This is a genomic window from Chryseobacterium oleae, assembly GCF_900115055.1.
Lineage (GTDB): Bacteria > Bacteroidota > Bacteroidia > Flavobacteriales > Weeksellaceae > Chryseobacterium > Chryseobacterium oleae.
The window spans coordinates 580,554-605,189 of sequence record NZ_FOVD01000001.1 but is presented as its reverse complement, the minus strand read 5'-3'; the positions used below and the strand labels follow the sequence as shown (position 1 = coordinate 605,189).

Here is a 24,636-nt window from a genome sequence, read left to right as displayed (position 1 = left end):
AGATGTTTAAAAAACTTGCTGCAGAAGCACTGGGTCTTGGTGATATCGGGAAAATTATCCCTTCTCAGGACTATGACAAAGTAGACTCGGACGACTATATTTTATCGGAAGATAATGAAAGAATTTTCTTCTTAATCAAATCTAAAAGAGATGAATACTGCTTTACCAACAGAGCATTAATTCATATCGACGGAGCCAGTGCTCTGGACAAAAAGAGAATTTTAAGAAGGTACGAATATTATCAGTTTCCTTTTTCCAATATAGCGCTACAAACTGCGGGAACCATTGATCTTGACGTGGAAATTTCATTCCATATCGGAAATGTTCCGTTGATGATCAGCGTAAGCAAAGGTCAGATCGATCAGTTAAAAGATCTTTACAAAGCTCTTTTGGCGATTCAGCAGGAAGTACACCACAATCAGTCGATTTTAGGGTTCTCTGTAGACAGCCTTCAGAAAGCCATTACAACAGTAGCGGCCGGAAAGCAGGAAAATGTATCCAAAAGCCAGGAATTGCAACATGTGAATGAATATGTTTTCAACTGGTCCAAGAGCAGCTATGAGAAATACAATCAGAAAGATTTCTCGGCCATCTTTGAAAAGTATATCAATAATTAAGAAAATCTTACCTCTTAATATACCAGCCACAGACATTTCGTCTGTGGTTTTTTTGTAAATTCAGGAAAAATTTTAAAAATGAAGAACAACTATATCATTCTTGCTCTGTCATTGGCCGGACTCCTGTCTGCGCAGACAAAAAACGAGTTTGTAAGTCCTAATGAAAACCTCATTGCCGAGAATATTCTGCCTATTCCTAAAAATCTGAACCAGGCGATTAAAAAATATTCCGAAAGCAGAAATGCAGGGGTTGCAAGCGTTCATCCCAATGGGAAAGAAATCATTGCAGTGACCCGTTTTGCTTCTACCAACCAGCTTCATAAAATCTCTGTTCCGATGGGAGACAGAAAACAGATCACATTCTTTGATGAACCGGTCAATTCAGCATCCTACGAGCCAGTAAAAGGGGAATATTTGATCTATACCAAAGATACGGGAGGAAATGAATTCGGGCAACTTTTTAAGCTTGATCTTAAAACTCTGGAGTCCAAATTGCTTACCGATGGCGGAAGATCCCAGAATGGCGGTATGAAGTGGAAAAAAGACGGTTCAGGATTCTATTTCTCATCTACGAAAAGAAACGGTGGCGACAGGGATATTTATTATATGAATCCTTTAAAACCTGAAGATACACAGCTTATCCTTGAAGTAAAAGGCGGTGGTTGGGGAATCTCAGATCTGTCTGAGGATGGTAAAAAGCTTTTGATCGGAGAATATGTTTCTGCCAACGATTCTTACCTGTACATCTATGATCTGGAAACCAAAAAGCTGGAACCCATTACCGACAGGAAAGAAAAAGGAGTGGTGCAGGTACATGCCGCTTTTGGAAAAAATAAAGAAGAGATCTTCTATCTTACAGACCGCAATAATGAATTCAGCAGACTGGCCGTTTTAAATTTAAAAACGAAAAAGACAGAATATCTTACATCATCCATCCCATGGAATGTTGAAGGTTATGATTTGTCTGAAGATCAGTCTAAGCTTGCTTTTGTTACCAACGAGAGCGGAATCAATAAATTGTATATTCTTGATACGGCAACCAAAAAATATGCGCCGGTAAGTCAGATTCCGGTTGGATTGATTGGAGGTGTGAATTTTTCGAATGACGGAAAATCGCTATATTTTTCAAAATCTGCAGCCAATTCAGGTTCAGATGTTTATAAAATGGATATGGCCAGCCAGACTATTGAAAGATGGACGGAAAGTGAGCAGGGAGAAATGCAGCCGGCAGATATGTCCGTTCCGAAACTGATCGAATGGAAAAGCTTTGACAATATGAAAATCTCTGGTTTCTATTATCCTGCACCATCGAAATTTACAGGAAAGAGACCGGTGATTATTAATATCCATGGTGGTCCGGAAGGGCAGTCTATGGCGTCATCTATAGGTTCTTCCAACTATTTTACCAATGAAATGGGCGTTGCCATGATTTACCCTAATGTAAGAGGATCTTCAGGTTTCGGAAAAACATTCATTGCAGCAGATAACTGGGATTTGAGAATGAATTCCGTAAAAGATATCGGAAGTCTTCTGGACTGGATCGCAAAACAGCCTGAGCTGGACAAAGACAGAATTATGATCATGGGAGGTAGTTACGGTGGCTTTATGACCCTGGCTACCGCTTACGAATATGCCGATAAAATCAGATGTTCTGTAGATGTCGTGGGAATCTCTGATTTCAATACCTTCCTTAAAAATACGGAAGAATACAGAAGAGATCTGAGAAGGGTAGAGTACGGTGACGAAAGAATCCCTAAAATGGCTGAATTTTTTACGAAAATTGCTCCTTTGAACAATATTGACAAGATCAAGAAACCGATGTTTATCATCCAGGGAACCAATGACCCGAGAGTTCCGGTGACGGAAGCTGTTCAGATGAGAGACAAGCTGAAAGCTCAGGGTAAAACAGTATGGTATCTCGAGGCTAAAAACGAAGGCCACGGATTCAGAAAAAAAGAAAATGTAGATTTTCAGCGACTTGCGGTGATCCGTTTTATGCAGGAATATCTGTTGAAGTAAAAGAGAGGGAAGTCTGAAGCAGGAAGAGGGAAGTTATTGAACGCTAAAGTATAACAGGAATTGAGTTTTATCAATTTTTTAGGACTGTTCCATAGAATTTTATGGAAAGGTTTACAATGAATGTCCAATAGTAATTTCCCTCTTCCAGCTTCCAGCTCCTCTATTGATTTTAAACAGAACTTAACGGGAGTTGTCTGCTAGAATGGTTCTAAAATATGAGATTTCTAAAATTTAACCTCATTTTCTCACCCCGATTCCTTACATTTATTCTATGAATTTTGAGAGAACAGGACTGGTTTTGTCTGGAGGCGGTACCAAAGGGATTGCCCATGCAGGAGTGTTGAAATTCTTGAACGAAAAGAAAATTGATGTAGATGTGCTGTCCTGCTGCAGTGCGGGATCTATTGTGGGATGCCTGTATGCGGTCGGGAAAACACCGGACGAAATTTTGGAGTTCTTCAATTCAGTATACTTTTTCAACTGGAAACATTTTACTTTTAATCAGCCGGGACTTGTTTCTTCCGTTATTTTCAGGAATTACCTTAAACCTATTTTCCATGATATGAAACTGGGTGATCTGAACAAGGAAGTGAAAATTGTAGCCACAGAACTGGTTTCCGGAACTGAGAAAATATTTGACGAAAACTTCAAAGTCGTAGATGCTATTATTGCATCATGCTCCATTCCCGGAGTGACAACCCCTTACATCATCGGGGATGAAATGTATTGTGATGGAGGCGTCCTGAACAACTTTCCAGCAGATATTATCAGAGAAGAATGCGACAAGCTGATCGGTGTTTTTGTTTCTCCTCCCCATAACATTGATATCAACGACTTAAAATCAATCAAAGCCATTGTTTCCCGTTCCTATGACCTTCTTTCCTACAGAATAGAAAAAGGAAAATTCGATTATTGCGACTGGTTTATTTCCTCCCAGAAACTGTCCAGCTACGGAACTTTTGAGCGTAGAAAGGACCGGCTGGAAGAGATTTTTAATGTCGGTTACCAGGCGGCAGAAGAAAGCTATGAGACAAGTGGTTTCCGATCTGAACTGCGCCAATCCGGAAGTTGAGATGGCAGGTTTGAGAGTCGGAGAGTTTTTGGGTTTGAGAGAGTTGGTTAGGTTTGCTAGTTGCTAGTTGCTAGTTGCTGTTGGCTTAATTAATAGATTCACCGTCTGATGTCTGATGTCTGATGTCTGAAATCTGATGTCTGGCATCTTGTTCTTGGCTCTTACCATCTAAAATACTCTACTTTTTCCGTAATATATTAATATAGCCCACCATAAACAGTAAGCATCCTACCGTAATGCAACTGTGAATCCAAAACCTTTTCGAAAAGTGATCTTTCGTGAAATGATCCCAGGCAGATTTTCCAAAGAAATAGGCTGCTCCCGTGATAAGAAGAGGAATTAAAACATAAAAACTCCCGAATACGACACCGCTCTGAACCTTTTCAAGTTTTGAGGTCAATGCATATTCAACAATCCCACTTAGGATAATCAAGCCAAAGAATATAAAAATCAAAGCACCGACACCCGTCATCACTTTTAAATCCGTGACAAGTCTGGCCTGATGTGTTTTTTCGTCTACAACGATTTTTACTGTTTCATGAAGTTTTGGGGCATCAGAACTGCCAAAGCCGGTGTCAACCATGATTTTCTGCTGAAGTCCATTATGATCCTGATACTGAACGATTGGATATGCAAGGGTTCCTTTGGAAGGTCTGCTTTTTTGCATTTTAAAATCTATAATCTTCGCTTCCCTGATGTTGTCGGAGAAGTGGTCTTTGGCCGTAGATCCAAGAAATAATACCATCGTTGTAGTAAAAAACACCACCTTATAAAAGATAAAACCTACGGCTGCAATTAGTATGACTTTGGGTATGTTTTTTATCCGTTTCTCCTTTCTAAACCATTGATAAGAAAGAAACAGGATGACCAAAACAAAGGCAACCGTTAAGTAGATAGAATGATATTCCTGAATATTGACTCCGAACATAGTTTAATGATAATACATGCTTTATTTACGGATGATGACGAAGTCGTTGCTGTTTTCAGGAAGATATAATTTTACAGGATAATCTACAGCACCAGATTTTTTGCCTTTTCTGATAAGTGGACTCCATCCTTTAGAATCTAGTGGTTTTCCGTTCATTTCTTTAGTATGAATATTCCTTTCTAGGCTGACAAGTTTTCCATCAGCATAAATTTTCATGATATAATTCTCTAATGGAATAAACATTTGTTTTCCGTCATTAATTTTCGTTATATCTTTTGTAAGATCGTTTTGCAATTCTTCTTTTAGATAATAATTAAATACAAGCGTTTCTTGTTTTCTAGTATTTGTTAATTGTATCCATTTATCTCCTTGTCCATTATTTAAGATATTCCAAAGTTTTTGATAATACGCAACAACCTTTTCTTGTAATACCTTTTGATCCATTTTACGTAGATCCTGTCCTTTGCTCCAGCCTTCCAATTCATACGGAACTTCCACTTTAAATTTTCCGGTGACTTCATAAAAAGGAATGGGTTTATCAATTTTTGCGATTGGATAACTTTCCATATACTGATATGTACCGGGCATAGCCCCTTCACCAACGGGTATTTTTTCGTATTTAGCTAAACCTACCTTTAGAAAAGATAGCGTCTGTGGTTCTATGCCTTTTTCTTCTCCTGCTGTGGGATAAACTTTTATTTTGAAATTATAAGTTCCACTTTTTAAAATAGCCTGATTGACATTAATAAGAGTATTGTGCATTCCTGTTTCGTTGCTCTGCTCAACAAGGATATCATTTACATAAGCTTCATATGGTCCGGGAATGGTAACATCTAATCCGTAAACTATTCTTTTATCATTTTTGTATTTATATTCTTTCAATTCCATTGTTTCTTTTTTGTCTTGTTTTTGACATTGAGCCATTAATAATGGTAATAATGCGATTAATAAAGCTATCTTACTTTTCATCTTTATGGGGATTTTCTACAATTTGTTTTTTAAACAGTGGAATATCTATTTTGAAACCACTTAAAATAGGAACTGGTTCAGGCTCGTCTTCCGGAGGAACTGGTTCATCATCTATTTGTCCTTGTCCTTCATCTCGTTTAAGTACAAATTTCGTTTTAACAATTCCTTCTACACCTTCAAATTCAAAAGTTAAGAATTCTTTTTTATCTGAAACGTAATAAATTTTAAATTTTGCTGTTGCCGAAGCTGAAATTGCAGCTTCCCCTTTTACGTCTAAAAACTGTGCTTTTATACTTCCCCCAGCTTCTAAAGTTATGGATAAAGGTGATTCAATCTGAAGATGCCCTCCGGTAAAACCATCTATCGTGTGATAAGACATTCCTTTGATAACATCTATATCGAGCTGAGAGGAAACTATCAGATCAAAATAATATTCAGCTTCCATAGTTCCTAATTTTAGAAACTCCAGAGCATCACCCATCTTATTAACCGCTGCAACGGCTTTATCCAGTGCTTTTACCACTTGTCCTACATAAGGAATAAACTGAGCTACAAACAAGAGATCTAATCTTCCTGTAACACCAACAAGAGGAAGGGCTCCAAACTTAAACTGATAATTAACCCCAATCAGACTGGGCTCATTCTTACTTTGTTTATAGCCCCAGGTAACGCCTCCTGTAAATTTAGGTGGAGTAACTTCTAAACGGACAGGAAAACCTGCCGCTTTGGGCATACTGTTTTTCTTTTTGGACTGTCTTTGTTTTTTTTTGGCTTCGTATTCAGCTCTGTTCTTTGCTTTTTGTGCGGGTGTAAGGTTTTTTTTATTCCCTGCTTCATCGAATTCTTCTCCCTGCTCAACCTGCTTCATCTGATCTCCCTGAAGATAAGAATCTATGGTGTCATAGACGTACATTATGTTTTCTATGACATCTTCAAGAGTTTTCAATAAAGCAAATTCCACTACTGTGGGATCTTCCTCACCAAACTTATATTCTGCTCCAATAGATACCTTATACTTTTCCCGGAAATTGTCCTTTTTGACCTGATTGTCTACATCTTCCTTGAAATTTTCTTTTACTCTTTTATTATGATCTTTTTTTGCTGGTCTTGTACCATCTTTTTTACTACCCTTGTAGTCTCTCTTCTTATAATTTTTTGTTTGGGTAACATACAAATATTCATTTTCTTCCACCCCTAAATGAGCATTAAAGGTATACTCCAGTTCCGGATATACTTCAATGGTAAGGGGGTGCTGAAAGCGGCAGGTGCTAAACTGAAGTCCATAACGTATTGGTTTGGCATTCGGCAGCCAGGCATAGTCAATTATCTGCTCTGAAGTTGGTCTGGGATAGCTCACGTCAAAAGAAACGTCTTCAGCGTTTTTTTTGAGGTTTTTGTAATGAGGTTCCGGATTTTTTAAGGAAATTACTTTGCCTGTATGATACTCTATGGTATTGTTGTAGGTGCATTCCGTAGTATTAAGGTCCGGGAGATAAATGTATAGATTCTTTACTTTATCGTTAGAGATGATTTTTAAATAGAGTTCACGGTCGATTTCGGATGTTTTCCTTGTAAATATGGGATATTGTGTAGTATCTAAAAAAGCGCTGATCGTATCATATCCACAGGGATTGAAATGCTGTAGGTTGGTTTCCACCTGGCTCAGAATAACGACCTGATTGGAATTGGAATCATTGACCTTTACTTCCTCCACTGCATCTTTATCAATTTTTAGAATGCATTCCTGAAGAATTTTTTTCTTTCCGGGAATGCGGTCATGATAAACAACAGGATAGATTTCCAAACTATCTCCACCCATAGTCTGCCATAAAGGATCTATAAATACGGCAAATTTTGACTTTTGTACATTAGGCTTTCCTGTGGCATCGCCATCGTACTTATTATTGTCGTCTTCTACAAGATACCCTCTTTTAGCAGTAGAAGGAACTGTTTTTTCCTGATGTACGGAAACAGGTCTTTCGAAAAACTCTTTTTGTTTTGAGATGTCTTCTTCTGTTCTTTCTTCCGCATTGTTATTGAGATATTCTGTCGCGAAAAGTTTATCATCTGAATCAGTTATCCCTAAAGTAATCAGTCTGATGACCTTGTCTTTATCCTTAAGCTGAACCTTTATATTGTTTCCATATAAAGCGTCTGTATAAATATTCAGATAAACGGACGAACCGAATTTTAATGGGTTTGCAATTTTGATATTATCTGCGTTGGTCCATTCTGCCGTAATAACAGAAGGTTGCAGACCTTTAGCATTAATAAGAATACCATGCGGATATTTCCCAAGAGGCGTTGTTCCTTCCCAAAAGGGTTCAAGATATACCGCGCCGCCGCCTTCCAGAAATTCACCAAAGGAAAAACTAAAGCTGGATTTGCCCGTTGACATAGCTTCGTTAAAGCTTTCTGCTGTAAGTTCCGGACGCCTGTCACCTACAAGCTGATGGACCCAGCGAACCGATTGATAATCATCTTGAATGGCTTTCAGATCAGCTTCATATTGCTTATTGATCGCCTCAACGTTTTTATTGTGCGCACTACCGAGCTCAGCATATTTCTTCTTCCGGGCTGCCATTCCTTCTTCACGTTTTCTAACGTTGGCATCATACGTCTGTTCAGTTACTTTACCGGCTTTATAATCTTCACGATTCTGAACAAGGAAATCATAGCTTTGCTTCGCCTCCTTTTCTACTGCATCACTTTTTTTGGTATAATCTCTATTCGCTTTTTCCAAGTCTTTTTTTTGCTTCTGGTCCAATACGTCTTTCCGGTCTTTAAATTCTTTGATGTAAATATTGAAGCTTTCAGCTTTTTTCAATTCCAGCCAGCCAATATCTTTGTGAAAAGTCTGTCCGGGTTTAGATTCAACATATATATGTAATGGGCTCTTCTTATCCATAAGACTTTATTTATTGATTGATAGGAATGTATTTTTTGGCACCGCCTTTTATATTCACAAAGGGGAGGAGTTCCGCTAAAACTTCGTCATCTGCTTTTTTCACATTTTGTGCAGAAGCTTCGGCGGTCTGTCCATGATTGACGATTTTGATACAGTCAGGTCCTCCGATGGGACAGGTTGCTTTGCTGTCTTCAAGTAAAGCCTTTCCACTGTTATCCTGCAGTGTTATTTTATCATAAAAACCGCTCCATTGGGTCACCACGACCTGACAGGGGTTATTATTCATTTTCGCACAGCTTCCAAAAGTATTTTTCTCGAAAGTTTTGCCGATATCCATATGGGTAGCCATCAGTTTTTTGCTGCCGGCATTATCATTGATGTAGCGTTTACTTTGTGTCTTCACCTGAAGTTTATCCGGAGCTGTTCCGAAATTACACATACAGGTAGCACCTTGACAGACTAAATGTTTTCCGCTCATTGTGTGTTCTTTTAGTGTTTTTTAAATTGACTGAGAATTTTTCTGTTCATAGGCTTGAAATTCAATAATGTACTCTTCCCCTTTTTCAAAAGTAGATAGAGTGCCGTTGACTGAAAATATTTCTCTGGTTTCCCGCTCAAATTTATACAGGAGATCGATTCTGCCTTTAGATGAGTTTCTATTGAACCCATCTTCTTCTTCAGTTCCTGTTATTGTTAGTGCTATTTTATTTCCTCTTGTATATTCTTTGTTTAAAGAATATTCTATGGTATATCCGGCATTCCGGGACAGACTTGAAAAGTAGATCTGCAAAAAGTCTTTCCTTGAAAAATTGGGATATCCTTTATAAACAGGCAAAAAGAATAGCTTGTAAAATATATTCCTGCTAAACAGATCTTTCTTTAAATCGATATCAGTATACGCCTGATCCAATTGTCCCAGTATGCGGTCTGTAGTTTCCGACTGGTAGTATTCTTTCAGTTCCGGAAAGCATTCTGTTTTCCAGCGGTGGGCAATATCTTCTTTATTCAGGAGCTTTTGAATGGAGCCATTACTGTTAGTAGCAATTTGCAGCGGATATAAAACCTGCTCTGCCTTTTCAAAAAGCTGTTCTATTATTTTATCGATTCCCTGATTGTTGACGTAAGTTTTTTCCTTATTCAGCTCAATATAGGAATGAGTTCTCCTGACATTGATTTTATAATGGATCTGCAGATTTTTAGGAAGGAATTTGATGATCACACCATAGACTTTCTTACCGGATCCTGTTGGGATTTCCAATACTGTATTTTTCAGCAGCCTGCTGTCTCTGATTTTGAATTTGTCTGCCGGGATATAAATATATTCCACATACTTAGGCAGTGAAAGATTCAATAGCTCTGAAATACTGCAATGGGTGTTATGAAAACCTACGAGTTCTTCTGCCGTCATACCATATTCATCACAGAGGGCTTCCAGATTAAGGATGCCTTCTGTTTTTAATTTGATGTATTCTTTTGTGGCAGAATCTTTCATGTTTATTACGGTTCCCAAATTAAATTACTCTTTATACTTTCAAAAAGTACATCAATCCCAAACTTAGCCACTGCAAACCGATATAGATATAAAAAATCATAGCAGAAGGCTCGGCCAGTTCGTGAAGTTTTTCAATCAGCTTGGTTTTTATGATATCATAAAAATTGGCATTCCCATTTTTCAAATCCAATTCGTCAAAACTCAGTTTTTTCAAACCATAACTTAAAATCCGTTTTAAAATCTTATTCTCCGAGCTGTTTTTAAACTCATTCATCAGCTTGATTTTCATCAGTGCATAATCTGCACTGGTTCTGATAACAACCGGCTGTCCGCTTCTGAATTTGCTTAATATCTTATCAATAGCAGGAATCAAAAGTGTTTCCGAATGGTCCCTTACCAACCTGCTTATGATATTGGCCATGGCATATTTCGTAGAAAAAATACCAATCACAAACGGAGCTGCTATCATCAGTAAAAGAAAAATAGAACCCGAAACAGGCTTGACGGTCACGGCAGCCACGATGAACAGATAAGCACCACTATGTCCTAAAAAACTTCCTAAACTGCTGGATAAAATATAAAATCCCAGTATAAGTGTAATGATTGTTGAAAGGATTCCTATTCCATAAATCTTTAATAAACTGAGGATAAATACGGCAGACAGTTTCGAGAAATATTTTATTTGATTGGTGATTTTGTTCATGATGATGTTTTAAAAATAAGGACTGTCATCTCCCTGTACTCTGTATCCTATTTTGATATATTCCAGTTCTGCACCACTGTATTGTACGCTGTTCAGAAAATAGTAGTTCTGTTTTTTCGGACATTCAATTTTCCTGTTATCATTCCAGTATTCCCCGTTGTCTCCATTTGTAGTACCGGATTCATCAACTAAATTCATATTATCATCTCTGAAAGTAAAAGTCTCAAGATCTTTTGCTTTACGGTTTTTATTAAGTTCTTTCAGTGATATACCTGCATGGATTTCGGATCCGTCAATCGTTACGGTCTGTTTGTAAGGAGTATAAGGGTATATAAAATGATCAGGCCCCATTTCACCTCCAATGCTTCTGTCATCAGTGATCTTTTTTTCCAGTTCTTTTGTAAGGAGCGCCGGATTTCCCTTTTTATATTCGTTAATTAAGTAAGCTGCTGATTCTCTTTCAAAGGCAAATTTCAATTTTCCTTTTTGCCCTGCCGGACTATCAAGGTTGGAATAAAATATAATTAATTTGTCATGTTTACGGACTTCAAAAGAAGGGTCATAAGGCTGGTCTTTAGTAACATTTCCATTATCTATTGCAAGTCCCAGATGATCCCAGATAAATGTAGCTTCATGAAATTTTCTTGTAGGTTTTCCAAACAGTTTTTCCCATTCTTCAATTGGCTTTCCGAAGGGCAGGGGTTTACCTTTATAATAAGCTTCACATTCTGTAAGTTGAAAATCTGTTGTCATTACTTTTTTTTGGGATTTACTTTTTGTGCAGGATAAGCATAACATTACTATGCTAAATAAGATTAAGTATCGTTTCATTACTTTCCAAAATATTTTTTTATTTCCTCAATTTTATCCATGCCTATACGAATTTTTCTTTTGGCGGTATCATGTGCATGGGCTACAGGAGTAGGATGGTATAATTTTTCCAGAAAAGAAGCATTTTTTGAAACTCTGATCACCCAGTTTTCCACTTCTTTGTCCATCCATTCTACGGCCCGGGGATGCCTTGAGTAGGTGTTCTGTACATGAAATACCAGTTTGGAGCCATCCGGGTCAGACACCTTTCCGTCCCAAATGTCTTTTATACGCTGTCCCACATCTTTTACGGCAATGGTCGCTAATGAAGCTGCCAATCCGTTTAATGGATTTTCATGGGCATCTTTTCCAACCTGTGTATGGGTAGGATCTTCTCCATAGTTGACATTAGTGACATGGGTCTGGGCTGCTTTTATATCATCATCTACAGATTCTATCATAATATTAAAGACCACATTGGTAAAATTCATCAGAATTTCACCCATATAATGAGAGATGAAGCCAAAGCCTCTCATCACCCATCCAAAAGGGTCATCTCTTTTTTTCTGTTCCGTCATCCAATCGGACAGTTTCAGTAATTTCTGGTAGTAGTCGAACAGCTCCACGGAATCCATTCCCAGGTACTGTAGACTTTTTTGCGTGGGATCTTCTTTCTGTCCTTTTGCTAAATCTTTGAGTACGGTGTAGATCGTTTGCTGTCCAAAGGTTCTTTCTCCGGGATTACCCACTTCATATTTGGAAAAACCTATTGGCAGCAACATATCTGCCATTTTTGGAACCACACTGGCGCAGGTGTCATCTAACAGAAACTTACCTGTTACGACAGGTATCGTTGAATAATCTGTTCCCTGGCGATTTTGCACCCAGGGATAAACTTTCTTAAGGTATTTGTATGGGGAGTCTTTTTTCCAGCCAAGCTTGCATAAGGAGAGTTCTACAAAATTGGTATGTGAAAAGTAATCTTCCAGAACATGCATGGCTGCGCCGAAATGCCGGAAACCATCCTTATTTTTACCTTTCGTTACGGCAAGCCTCAGCTGATTAGACATATAGGAATCTGATGATGGACGCAAGGGGTCTGCCTTGATCATTACTTTCTCACCCATTTTCTTCTGGGCATTTTCATCATCTCTGTAAATGTAGTACTTCTGACCAAAACTGTTCACCCTGAAGCATTCCTCACTTTCTCCGATATAGAAGCTAATATCTTCTGTCCCTCCGGGGATTTCTCTTTTGATACGGGTTTCATCATATACAGACTGATGCTCTCGTTCCAATCCTCTGGGGTTATCAATATGTTCTTCTGGACGGTAAATTCCTAAAGTATCTTTGGTAAGCTGTCCATACGTTTTTCTGAATCGCTCAAGATGCTTTACATAATTTTCAGTTTTAATACCGGTTCCTCCTTTGGTATAAATAAATTCTTTGGCTGCAAAAAGCTCTATAAGCTCTACCCAGCCTTCATGAGAAAATTTCGCAGTATTTCCGGCCTTAATATGCTGGGTCTTGCCTTTGGTTTGTTTATTATGGTTTTCTACTTTGTCTCTTACTGCCTTGGTAAAACGAATGGTAAAAGGTACCAGGACCTGAGAAACGTCTCTGAGCCAGTTACCATAATATATTTGCAGTACTTCACTTTCAGTAAAAATATTGGTTTTAGCCAACGCTTCCATTTCAATTCCTCCATGGGTACCGTGGGCAAATCCAAATCCGAAATTTTCTACATCATCCTCATTGGGATCATCATCATACCATTGCTCCTGATTGGCATATTTGGATAAATCCTGGCTCTCTTTTCCCAGATCTAAAACCAGTGGTCCTGTATATTCCGGGGTTTCAGCTTCTGCAAAATCCAGTTTCGGAGTATTGGCAAAATCTACCGTTAAAAAGTAATAGGCAAATTTGGCCCCTTCATCTATGATGTCTTTATCTTCTTTTCCGTTGGTGGCATAATCTGTACGTAGGAGGTTATCAATATGATGCCCATATTCCTCCAGTAAAGCAACCATTAACTGTGCTTTTACCTCGTTATCTTTAATGGCTTCTTCCAGGAATCCCTTACTGACGAGGATTTTTTTTCGTTTATTGGTATAGTTGGCCTTGTAATTTTTAATTGGACTTTTGGTTACTATGATTTCAGGAGGTTCCAGTTTATCATCACATAAATCCTTATAAAGCTTTCCTATGGCTTCCACTTCTATCTCTTCTCCATAAATCTGAAGCATTAAGAGTATAAAAGTCATTTCAGACAATTCTTTTGCCGTATTCTTTAACTGCTCGTGAGCGAGTACACTTTTTAATTTGTATTCTGTGGGCTCATACACCAAATCGGGAAAATGCGGTTTGCCATATAAAACACCGTTGTCTTTTCCGGTCTGTATAACTTTTGTAGCTCCATTATTGATAATGGAACCTCTTGAATAGATAAAGTGATCCTGATGAGTCACTTTGGTGAGTTTACCTTTTACAATGCGTGTTCTGCTCATAGCCCAATCATTTTAAAAGTTACTGCTCTTTTCGCCGCTGTTATTTTTTACTTCAACTTTGGCATTTTGGTGGATCGTGCCCTCGTTTGAGGAATGTTCTACTTCTGCTGCATATTCTTTCCTTTCTTTTTTTACTTCACTTTGCACGTCACCGTCTATAATTTCCGTCAGTTTTCCGCTGATCATCATGCTGGCATCCCCAATGACGGAGGTGATTTTCATAGCACCCACACTTTGCGTGTCATTCATCGTTACGGATTCTGATTTGTTCATGCCGACTATATTACTTTGGTCGGCACCTACAGTGGTACTCATATTCTGACCAACACTGATCATCAGATTTTCTCCGGCTATGAAGGTCATATTTTTCGGCGCTGTCACGGTGATATTGCCCTTGCCATCCATAAGATACGAATTGCCGCTTGGATCCTCGATAAAGATACTGCCTTCCTTATCATTGAAAATTACTTTATTTCCGCTTCGGGTCTGAATAGATTTAACATGATTGTCTATCCCGCCGCCTAAACCTACCTTACCATGAAACATTCCTCCCATAGCGAAAGGAAAATCCGGGTGGTGGTATTCAAAACCTACCATAACCTGATCACCCACTTCGGGAACAGCTACAAATCCTCTGTTCTGAGTGATCTGATCGGTACCTCCGGCGTCGGGGCTCATCATTCGGATAAAGTGGGTGGTATTATTTTGCTGCCAGTCAAACTGCACCTGTATACGCCCCTGATTCAGCGGGTCTGTATTGGAAATTACGGTGGCAATCTGAGGTTCGGCATTCGGTATTTTAAATTCATGACGAGGCATAAAACCTGTCCCTTCAGCTATAGCTTCAAATGAGCCTGTGTAATAGCCTCTTGCATCTACCTCATGAATGGTTTCTGTGATCATTAATTTGGTAAAGTGTGAGGTCTCATTCGTATCCGGCTTTCTCATTTGAATATCTGCAGTACATCCCGGATATAAAAAGGGAACCGTAGTATCACCTGAAACAGTAAATACTTCTACAGCCGCATTACCGGCCGCACTTTTCTGAGACTCGTCCACATCGATGGAGATATTGGCATTGATAGGAACGGGAGTTAAAGACTGGCTGGTAAAGATACCGTCGTTTAACTGATAGGCTTTCGAAGCAAGTTCGCCCAGATGTTTGACATTGGTAGAGGTACTTAACATCTTAGCATGGCTGCTGCTGTCATATCCGAAAAACTGAGGTTTGGTATGTACCGCGTTCATTTCAACTTTTACGTTCGTTACATTGCTTCCGTAAACGAGAGGTATGGGTTGTTCAGCAGGAGGAAGGCTTCCAAAATGAAGAACATATCCATCGTAATAGAACTGTTCTCCATAGGATTCGGCTATTCTTGCCAGATAATTATAATGGGTTTCATTATACTGGGCGCTGTAGTTGATGTAGCTTTTATTCTGGCTGTTTACTTTAAAATCAAATTTACCCGAACCGAGTGTTTCTTTGATGACACGTTCAGCAATAATCCCCGTATTAACGGACTGGCTTCCCCCAAAACTCTGTGTATGGGGTGCAGCATCCATTAAGATGGTAGGACTTTTACCTTTTAAAATAATATTTCCAAGGCTCATTTTGTCCTGGCTGAAAGCTACAGTTGTAATAAGGCCTACAAAACTTCGTTCCGGACTTTCATTTTCCGAATCTTTATACCTGAATGTTACGGTCAGACGCTGGCCTAAGAATTTTTGACTATCTAAAAGGTTGTGGTTCTGAGCTTTGCCTAAAGAATCGTGAGCTAAAGTCAGTTCAAATTCATGGTGCTTTTTTGCACTCTGCTGTAACCGGAAGTGTTTAAAATGCTTGATGATCTGGCCTTCTATCACAATATCCAAACGTACGACACGGTTGATGCCTGAAATATCGTTTTCTGAAATCTTCTCAGAGTTTGAAGTATTTTTTTTCATTGGTGTTATTTCAATAAATATAGAAATATTACAACCTCTGAGAAAATATTTGGATGTAAATTTGAAAAATTGTAGTAGAACTACGATACTTTATTTAGAATTTGATATTTAAGGACACACTAATTACTGTTTAACAACAAATGCATCCTGGCGTACAACTTCACGGTCATTTTCATCACTTACAGTCAGAGTATAAGGCGCTTTGGACGCTGAATCGGTAAGATAATTCCTCCAGACCTGATAGCTATAGCCTTCATTGACAAAGCTGAAATAGTAATTTCCGCCCGAGCCGTCAGGAATCAATTCCCCATCGCTGATGATCATGCTTGGTTTAGAAGTGATCTTAGCATTGGCTGCCCAGGATTGGTAAAGGTATTTTCCGTTGGGTTGTTTGTCGATTCTGATCTTAAACTTTTTCGTTTTGATGATCACTGTTTTGGGTACTTTCTGGAAAGGCTGCACCTCATTGGAAAGATGGATCGGTTGAGTGCTTATTGTTGTTTTTTCTGCTGCATAAGCTAAAGAAAACTGAGTGATGCAGAAGGCTCCTAATAAAATCGGTTTGATCATTGTATATTGAGTTTTGGTTAGATGTAAACCCTATCAAATATGAAGCCATTTGATGCCTATCTCAAGACGGTTTCATTGATCCAGGTGTTCAGTTCCATGGTATTTCTAAGGGTTTTGAGAAACCAGGCATCGGCCTTATAATCTTCAATGTATTTAGGGAAATAAACGTTCAGGCCTTTTCTGAAATTAAAAAAACTGAGGTGTACATTTTCTGCTAAAGACTCAAGGCGTTTGTAAAGCCATATCTTATCCTCCGGAAGACCGGATGAATGATGTTTGATCAGTACTTCAATGACAGGGATATCAATTCTTTCCGACTCTCTCAATATTTTATCCAGAGCATTGGTTAACACTTCATCATGAAGGAAATTGATATGCTGCAGATTTTCATCATTGTTCTGAAAAAGATGCTCAAACTCAATATCCTGAAGCAGATCGTGTGCGCCATGCATGATTTCCGAAACAGAGCTGTAGTCATTATTATCTTTTACAATAAAAACAGCAGGGATGTCCATTTTTAGCAGGGTATAAGCTTCAATTTTATGATGACCGTCCAGTACAAAAGCACAGCTCAGCATCGGATCCAGATGGTAGAGGCTGTAAAATATAACCGGTTTCGGGCGACCTCCTTTTTTAATCAGATCGATGTAGTATTCCGTTCTTTCAGGATCAATACTTTTACTTTCCAGCGTATACAGATAATTAAAATCATCAAAAGGGTAGAACCAACCGGAAAATTTCTGGTCATTGGTGTTTTCATCAGCAGCTGAAGTTCTGCTCATGTAAAAATTGGAATTATCATACGGAATCTTACCCAGATTGACCTGATAGGTACCATTTTCAAAAAGATTAAGAAAATCCTCAATGCCCGTCATGATTTCCGTTTCTGCTCCGTCAATAAGCGCCTGATTAAGGCCATCAGAAAACGTTATTTTTTCCTTGTCAGAAAGTTCAGACACAGCATAGTATTCACCCACACTTCCACGGGAGTCCGGCCAGTTCACGGCCACAGGACGTCTGATGATTAAACAGCTGGCAAAGCCATCGTACAGAGCCTTGATAATGCCCTGTCCGTGAGTGATGAGTATTTCCATGGAATGAATTAAGAAACGGCGGTGTAGCTTGCAAAAGCTTCTTCCAGACTGTTGAATCTGCCTTTAAATTCGTCAATAGGACAGTCCTGAAGAATGTTTCCTTTATGAATCAAAATAACACGGGAGCAGAGTGCTTCCACCTCCTGCATAATATGAGTAGACAGAAGAACCGTTTTCTGCTGACCAATTTCTTTCACAACATTTCTGATCTCAATGATCTGGTTCGGATCCAGTCCGTTGGTAGGTTCGTCCAGAATTAAGAGGTCAGGCTGATGAATGATGGCCTGTGCAAGACCAACTCTCTGTTTGTATCCTTTCGACAGCTGACCGATTTTTTTTGATTTTTCAGGTGTGATTCCTACCAGTTCGATCACTTCATCTACTCTGGCCGCCGATATTTTATGAATATTGGCCACAAACTGAAGATATTCTCTGACGTACATTTCCAGATACAGCGGATTGTTTTCTGGAAGGAAGCCTATTTTTTTCTTGCTTTCGATCTCGTTTTCGGAAATATTCATTCCGTTAAAGATGATTTCGCCCTGATCAATTTTCAGTGCCCCGACAATAGATTTCATCAGCGTAGATTTCCCGGCTCCGTTGGGACCCAGAAGACCGATGATCTCGTTTTGATCAATAGAAATATTGATGTTGTCTAGTGCAGTCTGTTCTCCAAACTTTTTGGTTAAATTGATTATCTGAAGCGGCATAATTCTTAATGTCTTTCTGCAAAAGTAAAAATAAAAAACTCATTCGGATGAATGAGTTCAGTAATATTGAAAAAAATACGATTATTTCTTTGATTTTTTGTTCTTGCTGTTACCATTTGAGGAAGGTGCAGCAGTAGATGCCTGGCTGGAACCTGCCTTGGTACCATTGCCATGGTTGATGGTTGCCGGCTTTTCATACATGGCAAATTTTCCATTAACTCTTCCGAATACTTTCTCCACTTGTTTTTTATTTAAAAACTGGGATTTTCCAACGTATTTACGGTTTTTATTGATATACTGGATAAACTGAACGGTCGGCTGGCCGTAGTTTTTTTCATAATGCAGTTCAATGATGTCATTGGGAAGTTCCAGAAGGATGTTTTCGTCCGGAGTTGTGGTGAAACCGTCCATGATCAGTTTGTACAGGCCGGAGACATCACCGTCCATATTCTGAAATGAAAAAGATCTGATGGTGTTCAGGTTACTGGTATTAAGATCCTGATAGTTAATGGTAAATTTATCCTCTTTTTTATATAAACCTACGGAATTATCTTTGCCAATTTCCACCAGGCTCTCGTTTTTCAACACTTTGATCTGTGAGAAAACGGAAACGCCGAACATACATGTAATGAGTAGAATTATTTTTCTCATGTGGAGGGATTTTAATGTTTTATAAATTGGTGGATTAAAACTAATAATAAAAATGCGAAAAACATTTATTTCTTAAGCAAAAGTAATACTTTTTTTTAATATCTGGGTGTGATCGCTTTTCCATATTATGCATGTCATAAAGGTGTTTTAGATAGTTTAGTGATTTAGTTTATAGCGAGTTATGGTATTTCTTGTTGGCGATTTAACATAAAGGATACAAAAGATGTAATATTTGTTTTAAATATAAATTACTGTAAAACAACGGATCATTGTTTTTTGATGGTTTCAGACATAATATTCTTTAGATTAAATAAATACCCTGATCAGAACTGAACAGGGTATCTATTATTAAAGATTTGTTTTAACTTATTTTTTTGACTTTTCTAACAAGAAATTTTTAAACTTTTTTTCATCATTATCAAATGATCCGGTCTGCGAAAATATAATATTCTGCGACTTATCCAAGATAAAAGTGGTAGGCAGAGCTCCCACTTTTGACATTAAATCCTGATTAGCTTTGACAAACACAAAATTATAGCCTTTCTCATGTTTAAATTTTTCTATAGTTGGAAGATCGTGATCAGCAACGAGAATAAATACATATTGATCTTTCACCTCATTATCATTATAGGTCTTTTGAAGCAGTGGCATTTCTTCCAGACAGGGTTTACACCAGGTTGCCCAGAAATTCATCAATATATGTTTATCTGAGAATTTTGTAAGATCTGCAGGTGTACCATCTAAATTGGTTAACTGCAAGTTAAGATCTTTAAAACTCTTGCTTTTAGTGATTTTTTCATTAGCGGCTAAGTGCTTTTTACTCATATAATAAATATATCCTAGAAATGAGAATGCCGCAATACTTCCTACTATTATTCCGGCGATAAGTCCTTTTTTTAAATAATTCTTTCTCATTTTAAACAGATTTTACAGTTAGAAAACCAGTGAAATAAGCAATGGCGATAATAATTATAGCGCTGAGAAGAAACCCGAGGATAAGTCCTGAAGTCCACAGGATTATGTTCTTTGTATTCATAATATGTGTTTTTATTGTGGTGTAAATATAGAATTTCATCTAATAAATATGAATAATTAGAATAATGTTAAATATTTTGTAATAATTAATTATTTATTTCATCATAATAAGTAAAGTTGTGTATGTTTTATAAGTGATTTTTTTTCAGTAATTAAAATTTTATTTTGTCAAAACTCGATTTGAATAGATAGGAATGCGCCAAAGTGTGTACATAATAGGTTAAAAACCGTCTTTCAAAAACATAAAATATTTTATAAAATAGAAAGAAATTACCATTATTTTTGTTTCATCATTAATATTCATTCACCATGATCGATATCACAGAATTTAAAGAAAATTTAGGGTTAAAAGAAATCCCTGTAGAATTGGAAAAACTGATCTATTTCCAAAACCATATCTCTTCCGGAGAAAATTACAGCCAGGGTTTTGGCGTTTTGATTGATGATAAATCCGGACTGAAAAGCTGGAGCGAAGATGAACATTTTTTAGCACGTTTACTTCCTTTCGCTCAGGCGAATGGCTCAGGTTCATTTTATGCGATCTGGAACGACGGAACAGATAAAGCTTTAAACCAGATGCCCATTGTGATTTTTGGAGATGAAGGCGGTGTTCATATTGTTGCCGAAAACATCCTGCAGCTGCTTCATTTTCTCACCTACGACACCGAAATTACTGTTGATTTTGATAGCGCTTATTTTTACAGGGATGAAGAAGATTACGAGGAAAGCGAAGACCTCAGTGAATATCTGAAGTGGATGGCAGGGGATTACGGTTTAGCCCAGATTGAAGAGCCGGATGAGCTGATCAAAGCAGCTCAGGATAAGTACAAAGAACGTTTTGAACAATGGTTCGGGCAATATTTTGAATATCAATAAACAATAACAAAAAACATGACTATTCTACATCAGGATCAGAATTTTACGATCCGTCAGTTTTTACCCGAAGAGCAGAATCTTTTTTGTGATCTTTTTGAAGATAATGAGGTCGCCAAATATCTTCCTTACCGTTCACCTGAGCAGTACGCGGAAATGTTTAATATAGCATTGGAAGACTATACCAAAGGCCCGTTTGGACGTTTCGGGATATTTGATACTGCAAATCATGATTTTATCGGAATGTGTCTGGTGAGAAATTTTGCAGATGCAGCCGGACAGATTGAAATTGGATATACATTAGGAAAAAAATACTGGGGAAAAGGTATTGCAACGGAAGTGAGTCGTGCTTTAGTCAAATATTCTCTTTTAAATACGGAAGGAGGCGATATCGTAGCCGTGACTGATCTGTACAATATAGGTTCACAAAAAGTATTGGAAAAAGCGGGTTTCAGCCGTATAGATAACCTGAAAAGACCGGATGGTGAACTGGCTTACTATGTCATTCAGCGCAATTCATTTAACCTGAGAAACCTGAACCTACTTAGGTCCTGACAGTCCTGCTAACCATGTCAAGGTTCAAAACTTTGACATGGTTAATTAAATTCATGAAATCTCTTACTGATTAACAGAACCCTTAGAAATGGCAGTTACAAAAACATCAAATTCACTTTTAAAGCTTCTGCCAACGGGAATATGATACGTACCGAGGACAATTTCATTCGTGTTAAAAGCAGTAACGAACTGAGTATTGATCATAAATGAACGGTGAATCCTTACCAATCCTTTTCCCGATAAAACAGATTCCAGATCGGTCATTGTAGCCTTTGAAATAATATTTTCATTGTTCACCAGTACTGTTTTAATATCATTGCCCTGGCTTTCAAAATAGACAATCTCACGAATGGGAACTTTTCGGGTCATGCCTTCGGTTTTAAGCATGATAAAATCTTCCTGAGTATCGGTTTTGTGCCTTAAAACCCTTTCCACCGATTTAAAGAAACGTTCAAATGTAATGGGTTTCAAAAGATAATCCACGGCTTCCAGTTCGAAACCTTCAATGGCAAAATCCCGGTAAGCCGTCGTAAAAATGGTAGGCGGTTTTTGCGACAGCGATCTCAAAAAATCAATTCCGGTTAAATGTGGCATTTGGATATCCAGAAACATCAGTCCTACAGATTTGGTCTGCAGAAGTTGATAGGCATCCATGGCATTTTCAGCTGTTCCCACCAGTTTTAAATGGCTGACTCTGGAAATGTGTTTCTCCAGCAATGTGGCTGCCAGAGGTTCGTCGTCTACAATAATACAGTTGATCATAAGGCTGCCGGCGTTTTTATTTCTACTTTAAAAATATGATTTTCTCTCGAAACATTGAATACAAAATGATCCTGATAATGAAGCCTGAGCTGTTTTTCGATATTTTTAAGTCCGATTCCTTCGGGATTATTGGTTTCATCGCCGCTACAGGTGTTTTCAATTTTAAAAATTAAATACGATTCATCTGAGGAAACATCAATCTTGATCTCCGTCTGATCCCTGCTTTTTCCTGCCCCATGTTTAAAAGCATTTTCCACCAATGTCAGATACAAAAGCGGAGGAATTGTGGCTGCAGAATTAAGATTGATTTCTTTACTGATCTTCAGCCTTTCTTTATTGTATCTGAGACTTTCCAACGCGATATAATGATCAATAACAGCAAGTTCTTCAGATGCTGGGATTTCATTTTTAGGACCTTGGTACAGGATATAATCCAGAATATCAGAAAGTCTGCTGATCGACTCTGAAGTTTTCTCCGAATTGGTGAGTGACAGCGCGTAAATATTGTTCAGGGTATTGAAAAGGAAATGCGGATTTAGCTGGGATTTCAGGGATTTTAATTCCAGTTCTGCCTTTTCTTTCAGCAGCTGTGTGGTGCTTTCCTTTTCATCTCTGTAGCGGATCACAAACATCACCGAAATAAAAATAAAGGCCGCGCTTATGAATGAAAAAGTATAATGTGTCAAAAGATACCTGATATCCGTGAAAATGCTGTAGAAACTGTCCTGAGGTTCATCAATGAAAAAAGGTTCTGCACCGTAGACAATAAAGATCCTGTTCGTCACTGAAATAAGGTATAAACTGAGAACGAGATACAAAGAAAAGGGAATATATTTTTTCTGGTCAAAGAAGTTTCGGATCAGAATGTAATAGATGAAATTGGCTCCGGCGATCTGAAATATCCAGTGGCAGAAATTGTAAATAAGGGTCGTTGAAGACATACTGCCGTCATATTCTCCGTAATCTCTTACAATGCCGAATAAGAATAAAGCCGTCCAAAAGAACAGCTGAAAATAGACATTCTGCCTTAGGTGATGTTGCTGTCCGAATTTCATAGCCTTCAAAAATATAAAATCCAACGCTACAACTGCTGATTAATTGATAAAATGAATAGAATTGATGACGGAAAGTTGTAATTGCAGTTCAGACAGCAAATCGTACAGTTGGCATCCGGATCAGTGTTTTCTGTCATTATTGGTTAAAATTGGTAGTGTAGTTGATAATATTTGCAGAAAAAAATAATGCCCGCACACCTTCACTCCTCCGAAAGACTTTACGGACTGGATCACTTACGAGCTTTAGCCATTGTATTGGTTTTGATGTATCACTACCGGGCTTTTCAGCATCCCGGTTGGATTGATACAATAGGCAGATTCGGATGGTCCGGAGTGGACTTATTCTTTGTGCTGAGCGGGTTTTTAATTTCAGGACAGTTGTTTAAAGAAATTGAAAAGAGTGGTGGGATCAACCTAAAGACCTTCTTTACCAAGCGGTTTTTCAGAATTATTCCGCCTTATGCTTTTACGCTTTTCCTGTATTTTACATTTCCTTTTTTCAGAGAACGGGAATCGTTGGGTTCATGGTGGAAATTTATCACATTTACCCAAAATTATGGTCTGGATGTAATTAATAAAGGAACATTTTCGCATGCATGGTCCTTATGTATTGAAGAGCAATTCTATCTTTTTCTTCCTTTGCTGCTTCTGACGGCTATAAAGACAAAAGTTTTCCGGTATACAGCGATTTTTGCAGGCACACTCATTATCTTTTCCTTAACGGCCAGATGGTTCATTTGGGGAAATTCTATCGTTCCTGTATTGAACACTGATAATTTTTGGAAGATATGGTATATGAAATTGTATTATCCGACCCATACGCGTCTGGATGGTCTTGCTGTGGGAGTCATAATCGGGTTTTTGATGCAGTATTCGGATCGTTTTAAAAATTTAGTTCATAACAACGGGAACAGACTTTTTATTTTTGGAATTATTCTGCTCGGGTTGACTTTCTGGATTTGTAATGATCAGGTTTCTAAGGAGGCTTCTGTCTTCGGATTCGCGTTGGTTGCCCTCAGCTATGGAATAATTTTAATGTCAGCCATTTCCAGATCTTCTTTTATGTTCAAATCAAAATCATACATCACAGCAGAATTGGCGGTGCTGTCTTATGCCATCTATCTTTCCCATAAAGGCATTATTCATATGATTCAGTATGCGCTTGAAAGATTGGGGCTGGAAACCTCTGACAATATCAGTCTTTTCATCTGTCTGGCAGGATGCATCGCCGGAGGATTAGTATATAGATTTGTGATTGAAAAGCCGTCTTCAAAGGTTAAGCGTCTATGTTTGAGTAAGGTGAGTGAAAAACCAAGTAGGGAGATTTAAGAATCAAGAGCCAAGAATTAAGATGCTAGACAT

Annotated in this window: 22 protein-coding genes; 6 read left to right on the top strand and 16 right to left on the bottom strand. The window is 38.1% G+C overall.

Annotated elements, in window-relative coordinates:
- The first annotated feature begins 2 nt into the window (after positions 1–2).
- The 3 genes from BM143_RS02700 (at position 3) to BM143_RS02690 (ending at position 3,708) form a co-directional block, all read left to right on the top strand.
- Positions 3–617 carry a PH domain-containing protein gene (locus BM143_RS02700; RefSeq protein WP_090022747.1) on the top strand — a complete coding sequence of 205 codons (615 nt, stop codon included), beginning with the start codon at positions 3–5 and terminating at the stop codon, positions 615–617.
- Between the two features lie 78 nt (positions 618–695).
- On the top strand, positions 696–2,636 hold the full coding sequence (locus BM143_RS02695; protein ID WP_090022745.1) for a S9 family peptidase: 1,941 nt from the start codon (positions 696–698) through the stop codon (positions 2,634–2,636).
- A 271-nt stretch (positions 2,637–2,907) separates the two neighbouring features.
- Complete coding sequence (locus tag BM143_RS02690) at positions 2,908–3,708, top strand: patatin-like phospholipase family protein (protein WP_090022743.1); 801 nt, start codon at positions 2,908–2,910, stop codon at positions 3,706–3,708.
- A gap of 178 nt (positions 3,709–3,886) precedes the next feature.
- On the opposite strand, the gene BM143_RS02685 is transcribed toward BM143_RS02690, so the two are convergent.
- The 14 genes from BM143_RS02685 to BM143_RS02620 all read right to left on the bottom strand — a co-directional run bounded on the left by BM143_RS02685 (position 3,887) and on the right by BM143_RS02620 (position 19,909).
- Positions 3,887–4,636 (bottom strand): hypothetical protein, encoded by a 750-nt coding sequence (locus tag BM143_RS02685; RefSeq protein WP_090022741.1) that lies wholly within the window; start codon positions 4,634–4,636, stop codon positions 3,887–3,889.
- Positions 4,637–4,657: 21 nt separating this feature from the next.
- Positions 4,658–5,605, bottom strand: coding sequence for a hypothetical protein (locus tag BM143_RS02680; RefSeq protein WP_090022739.1), 948 nt, complete (start codon positions 5,603–5,605; stop codon positions 4,658–4,660).
- Positions 5,595–8,513, bottom strand: coding sequence for a hypothetical protein (locus BM143_RS02675; protein ID WP_090022737.1), 2,919 nt, complete (start codon positions 8,511–8,513; stop codon positions 5,595–5,597). Before BM143_RS02675 ends, BM143_RS02680 begins: the two co-directional genes overlap by 11 nt.
- 10 nt (positions 8,514–8,523) lie before the next feature.
- Complete coding sequence (locus BM143_RS02670) at positions 8,524–8,991, bottom strand: DUF4280 domain-containing protein (RefSeq protein ID WP_090022735.1); 468 nt, start codon at positions 8,989–8,991, stop codon at positions 8,524–8,526.
- A gap of 21 nt (positions 8,992–9,012) precedes the next feature.
- Positions 9,013–10,005 carry a hypothetical protein gene (locus BM143_RS02665; RefSeq protein ID WP_090022733.1) on the bottom strand — a complete coding sequence of 331 codons (993 nt, stop codon included), beginning with the start codon at positions 10,003–10,005 and terminating at the stop codon, positions 9,013–9,015.
- Between the two features lie 31 nt (positions 10,006–10,036).
- On the bottom strand, positions 10,037–10,708 hold the full coding sequence (locus tag BM143_RS02660; RefSeq protein ID WP_090022731.1) for a hypothetical protein: 672 nt from the start codon (positions 10,706–10,708) through the stop codon (positions 10,037–10,039).
- Between the two features lie 9 nt (positions 10,709–10,717).
- Positions 10,718–11,461, bottom strand: coding sequence for a DUF7738 domain-containing protein (locus tag BM143_RS02655; RefSeq protein WP_228430669.1), 744 nt, complete (start codon positions 11,459–11,461; stop codon positions 10,718–10,720).
- 77 nt (positions 11,462–11,538) lie between these two features.
- Positions 11,539–14,025 (bottom strand): HET-C-related protein, encoded by a 2,487-nt coding sequence (locus BM143_RS02650; protein ID WP_090022727.1) that lies wholly within the window; start codon positions 14,023–14,025, stop codon positions 11,539–11,541.
- A gap of 12 nt (positions 14,026–14,037) precedes the next feature.
- Complete coding sequence (locus tag BM143_RS02645) at positions 14,038–15,969, bottom strand: type VI secretion system Vgr family protein (RefSeq protein ID WP_090022725.1); 1,932 nt, start codon at positions 15,967–15,969, stop codon at positions 14,038–14,040.
- Positions 15,970–16,092: 123 nt separating this feature from the next.
- Complete coding sequence (locus tag BM143_RS02640; protein ID WP_090022723.1) at positions 16,093–16,539, bottom strand: hypothetical protein; 447 nt, start codon at positions 16,537–16,539, stop codon at positions 16,093–16,095.
- A 56-nt stretch (positions 16,540–16,595) separates the two neighbouring features.
- Positions 16,596–17,633 (bottom strand): hypothetical protein, encoded by a 1,038-nt coding sequence (locus BM143_RS02635; protein WP_090022720.1) that lies wholly within the window; start codon positions 17,631–17,633, stop codon positions 16,596–16,598.
- An 8-nt stretch (positions 17,634–17,641) separates the two neighbouring features.
- Entirely contained in the window at positions 17,642–18,343 is a 702-nt protein-coding gene (locus BM143_RS02630) for an ABC transporter ATP-binding protein (protein WP_090022718.1), read from the bottom strand.
- Between the two features lie 81 nt (positions 18,344–18,424).
- Positions 18,425–18,994, bottom strand: coding sequence for a hypothetical protein (locus BM143_RS02625; protein WP_090022716.1), 570 nt, complete (start codon positions 18,992–18,994; stop codon positions 18,425–18,427).
- 366 nt (positions 18,995–19,360) lie between these two features.
- Positions 19,361–19,909: a TlpA disulfide reductase family protein gene (locus BM143_RS02620; protein WP_090022714.1), complete on the bottom strand. Its 549-nt coding sequence runs from the start codon at positions 19,907–19,909 to the stop codon at positions 19,361–19,363.
- 429 nt (positions 19,910–20,338) lie between these two features.
- Between BM143_RS02620 and BM143_RS02615 the strand changes: the two genes are divergently transcribed.
- Both BM143_RS02615 and BM143_RS02610 read left to right on the top strand, forming a co-directional pair.
- Positions 20,339–20,905, top strand: coding sequence for a hypothetical protein (locus BM143_RS02615; protein WP_090022712.1), 567 nt, complete (start codon positions 20,339–20,341; stop codon positions 20,903–20,905).
- Positions 20,906–20,920: 15 nt separating this feature from the next.
- Positions 20,921–21,457, top strand: a complete 537-nt coding sequence (locus tag BM143_RS02610; protein WP_090022709.1) for a GNAT family N-acetyltransferase — start codon at positions 20,921–20,923, stop codon at positions 21,455–21,457.
- Positions 21,458–21,520: 63 nt separating this feature from the next.
- Here BM143_RS02610 and BM143_RS02605 read toward each other — a convergent pair whose 3' ends face one another.
- Together BM143_RS02605 and BM143_RS02600 are read right to left on the bottom strand one after the other, a co-directional pair.
- Positions 21,521–22,219: a LytR/AlgR family response regulator transcription factor gene (locus BM143_RS02605; RefSeq protein ID WP_090022707.1), complete on the bottom strand. Its 699-nt coding sequence runs from the start codon at positions 22,217–22,219 to the stop codon at positions 21,521–21,523.
- On the bottom strand, positions 22,216–23,274 hold the full coding sequence (locus tag BM143_RS02600) for a sensor histidine kinase (protein WP_090022705.1): 1,059 nt from the start codon (positions 23,272–23,274) through the stop codon (positions 22,216–22,218). The genes BM143_RS02605 and BM143_RS02600 overlap by 4 nt, the downstream gene beginning before the upstream one ends.
- A 186-nt stretch (positions 23,275–23,460) precedes the next feature.
- Here BM143_RS02600 and BM143_RS02595 point away from each other — a divergent pair, with 186 nt between their 5' ends.
- Positions 23,461–24,603, top strand: a complete 1,143-nt coding sequence (locus tag BM143_RS02595) for an acyltransferase family protein (protein WP_090022702.1) — start codon at positions 23,461–23,463, stop codon at positions 24,601–24,603.
- Positions 24,604–24,636 lie beyond the last annotated feature (33 nt).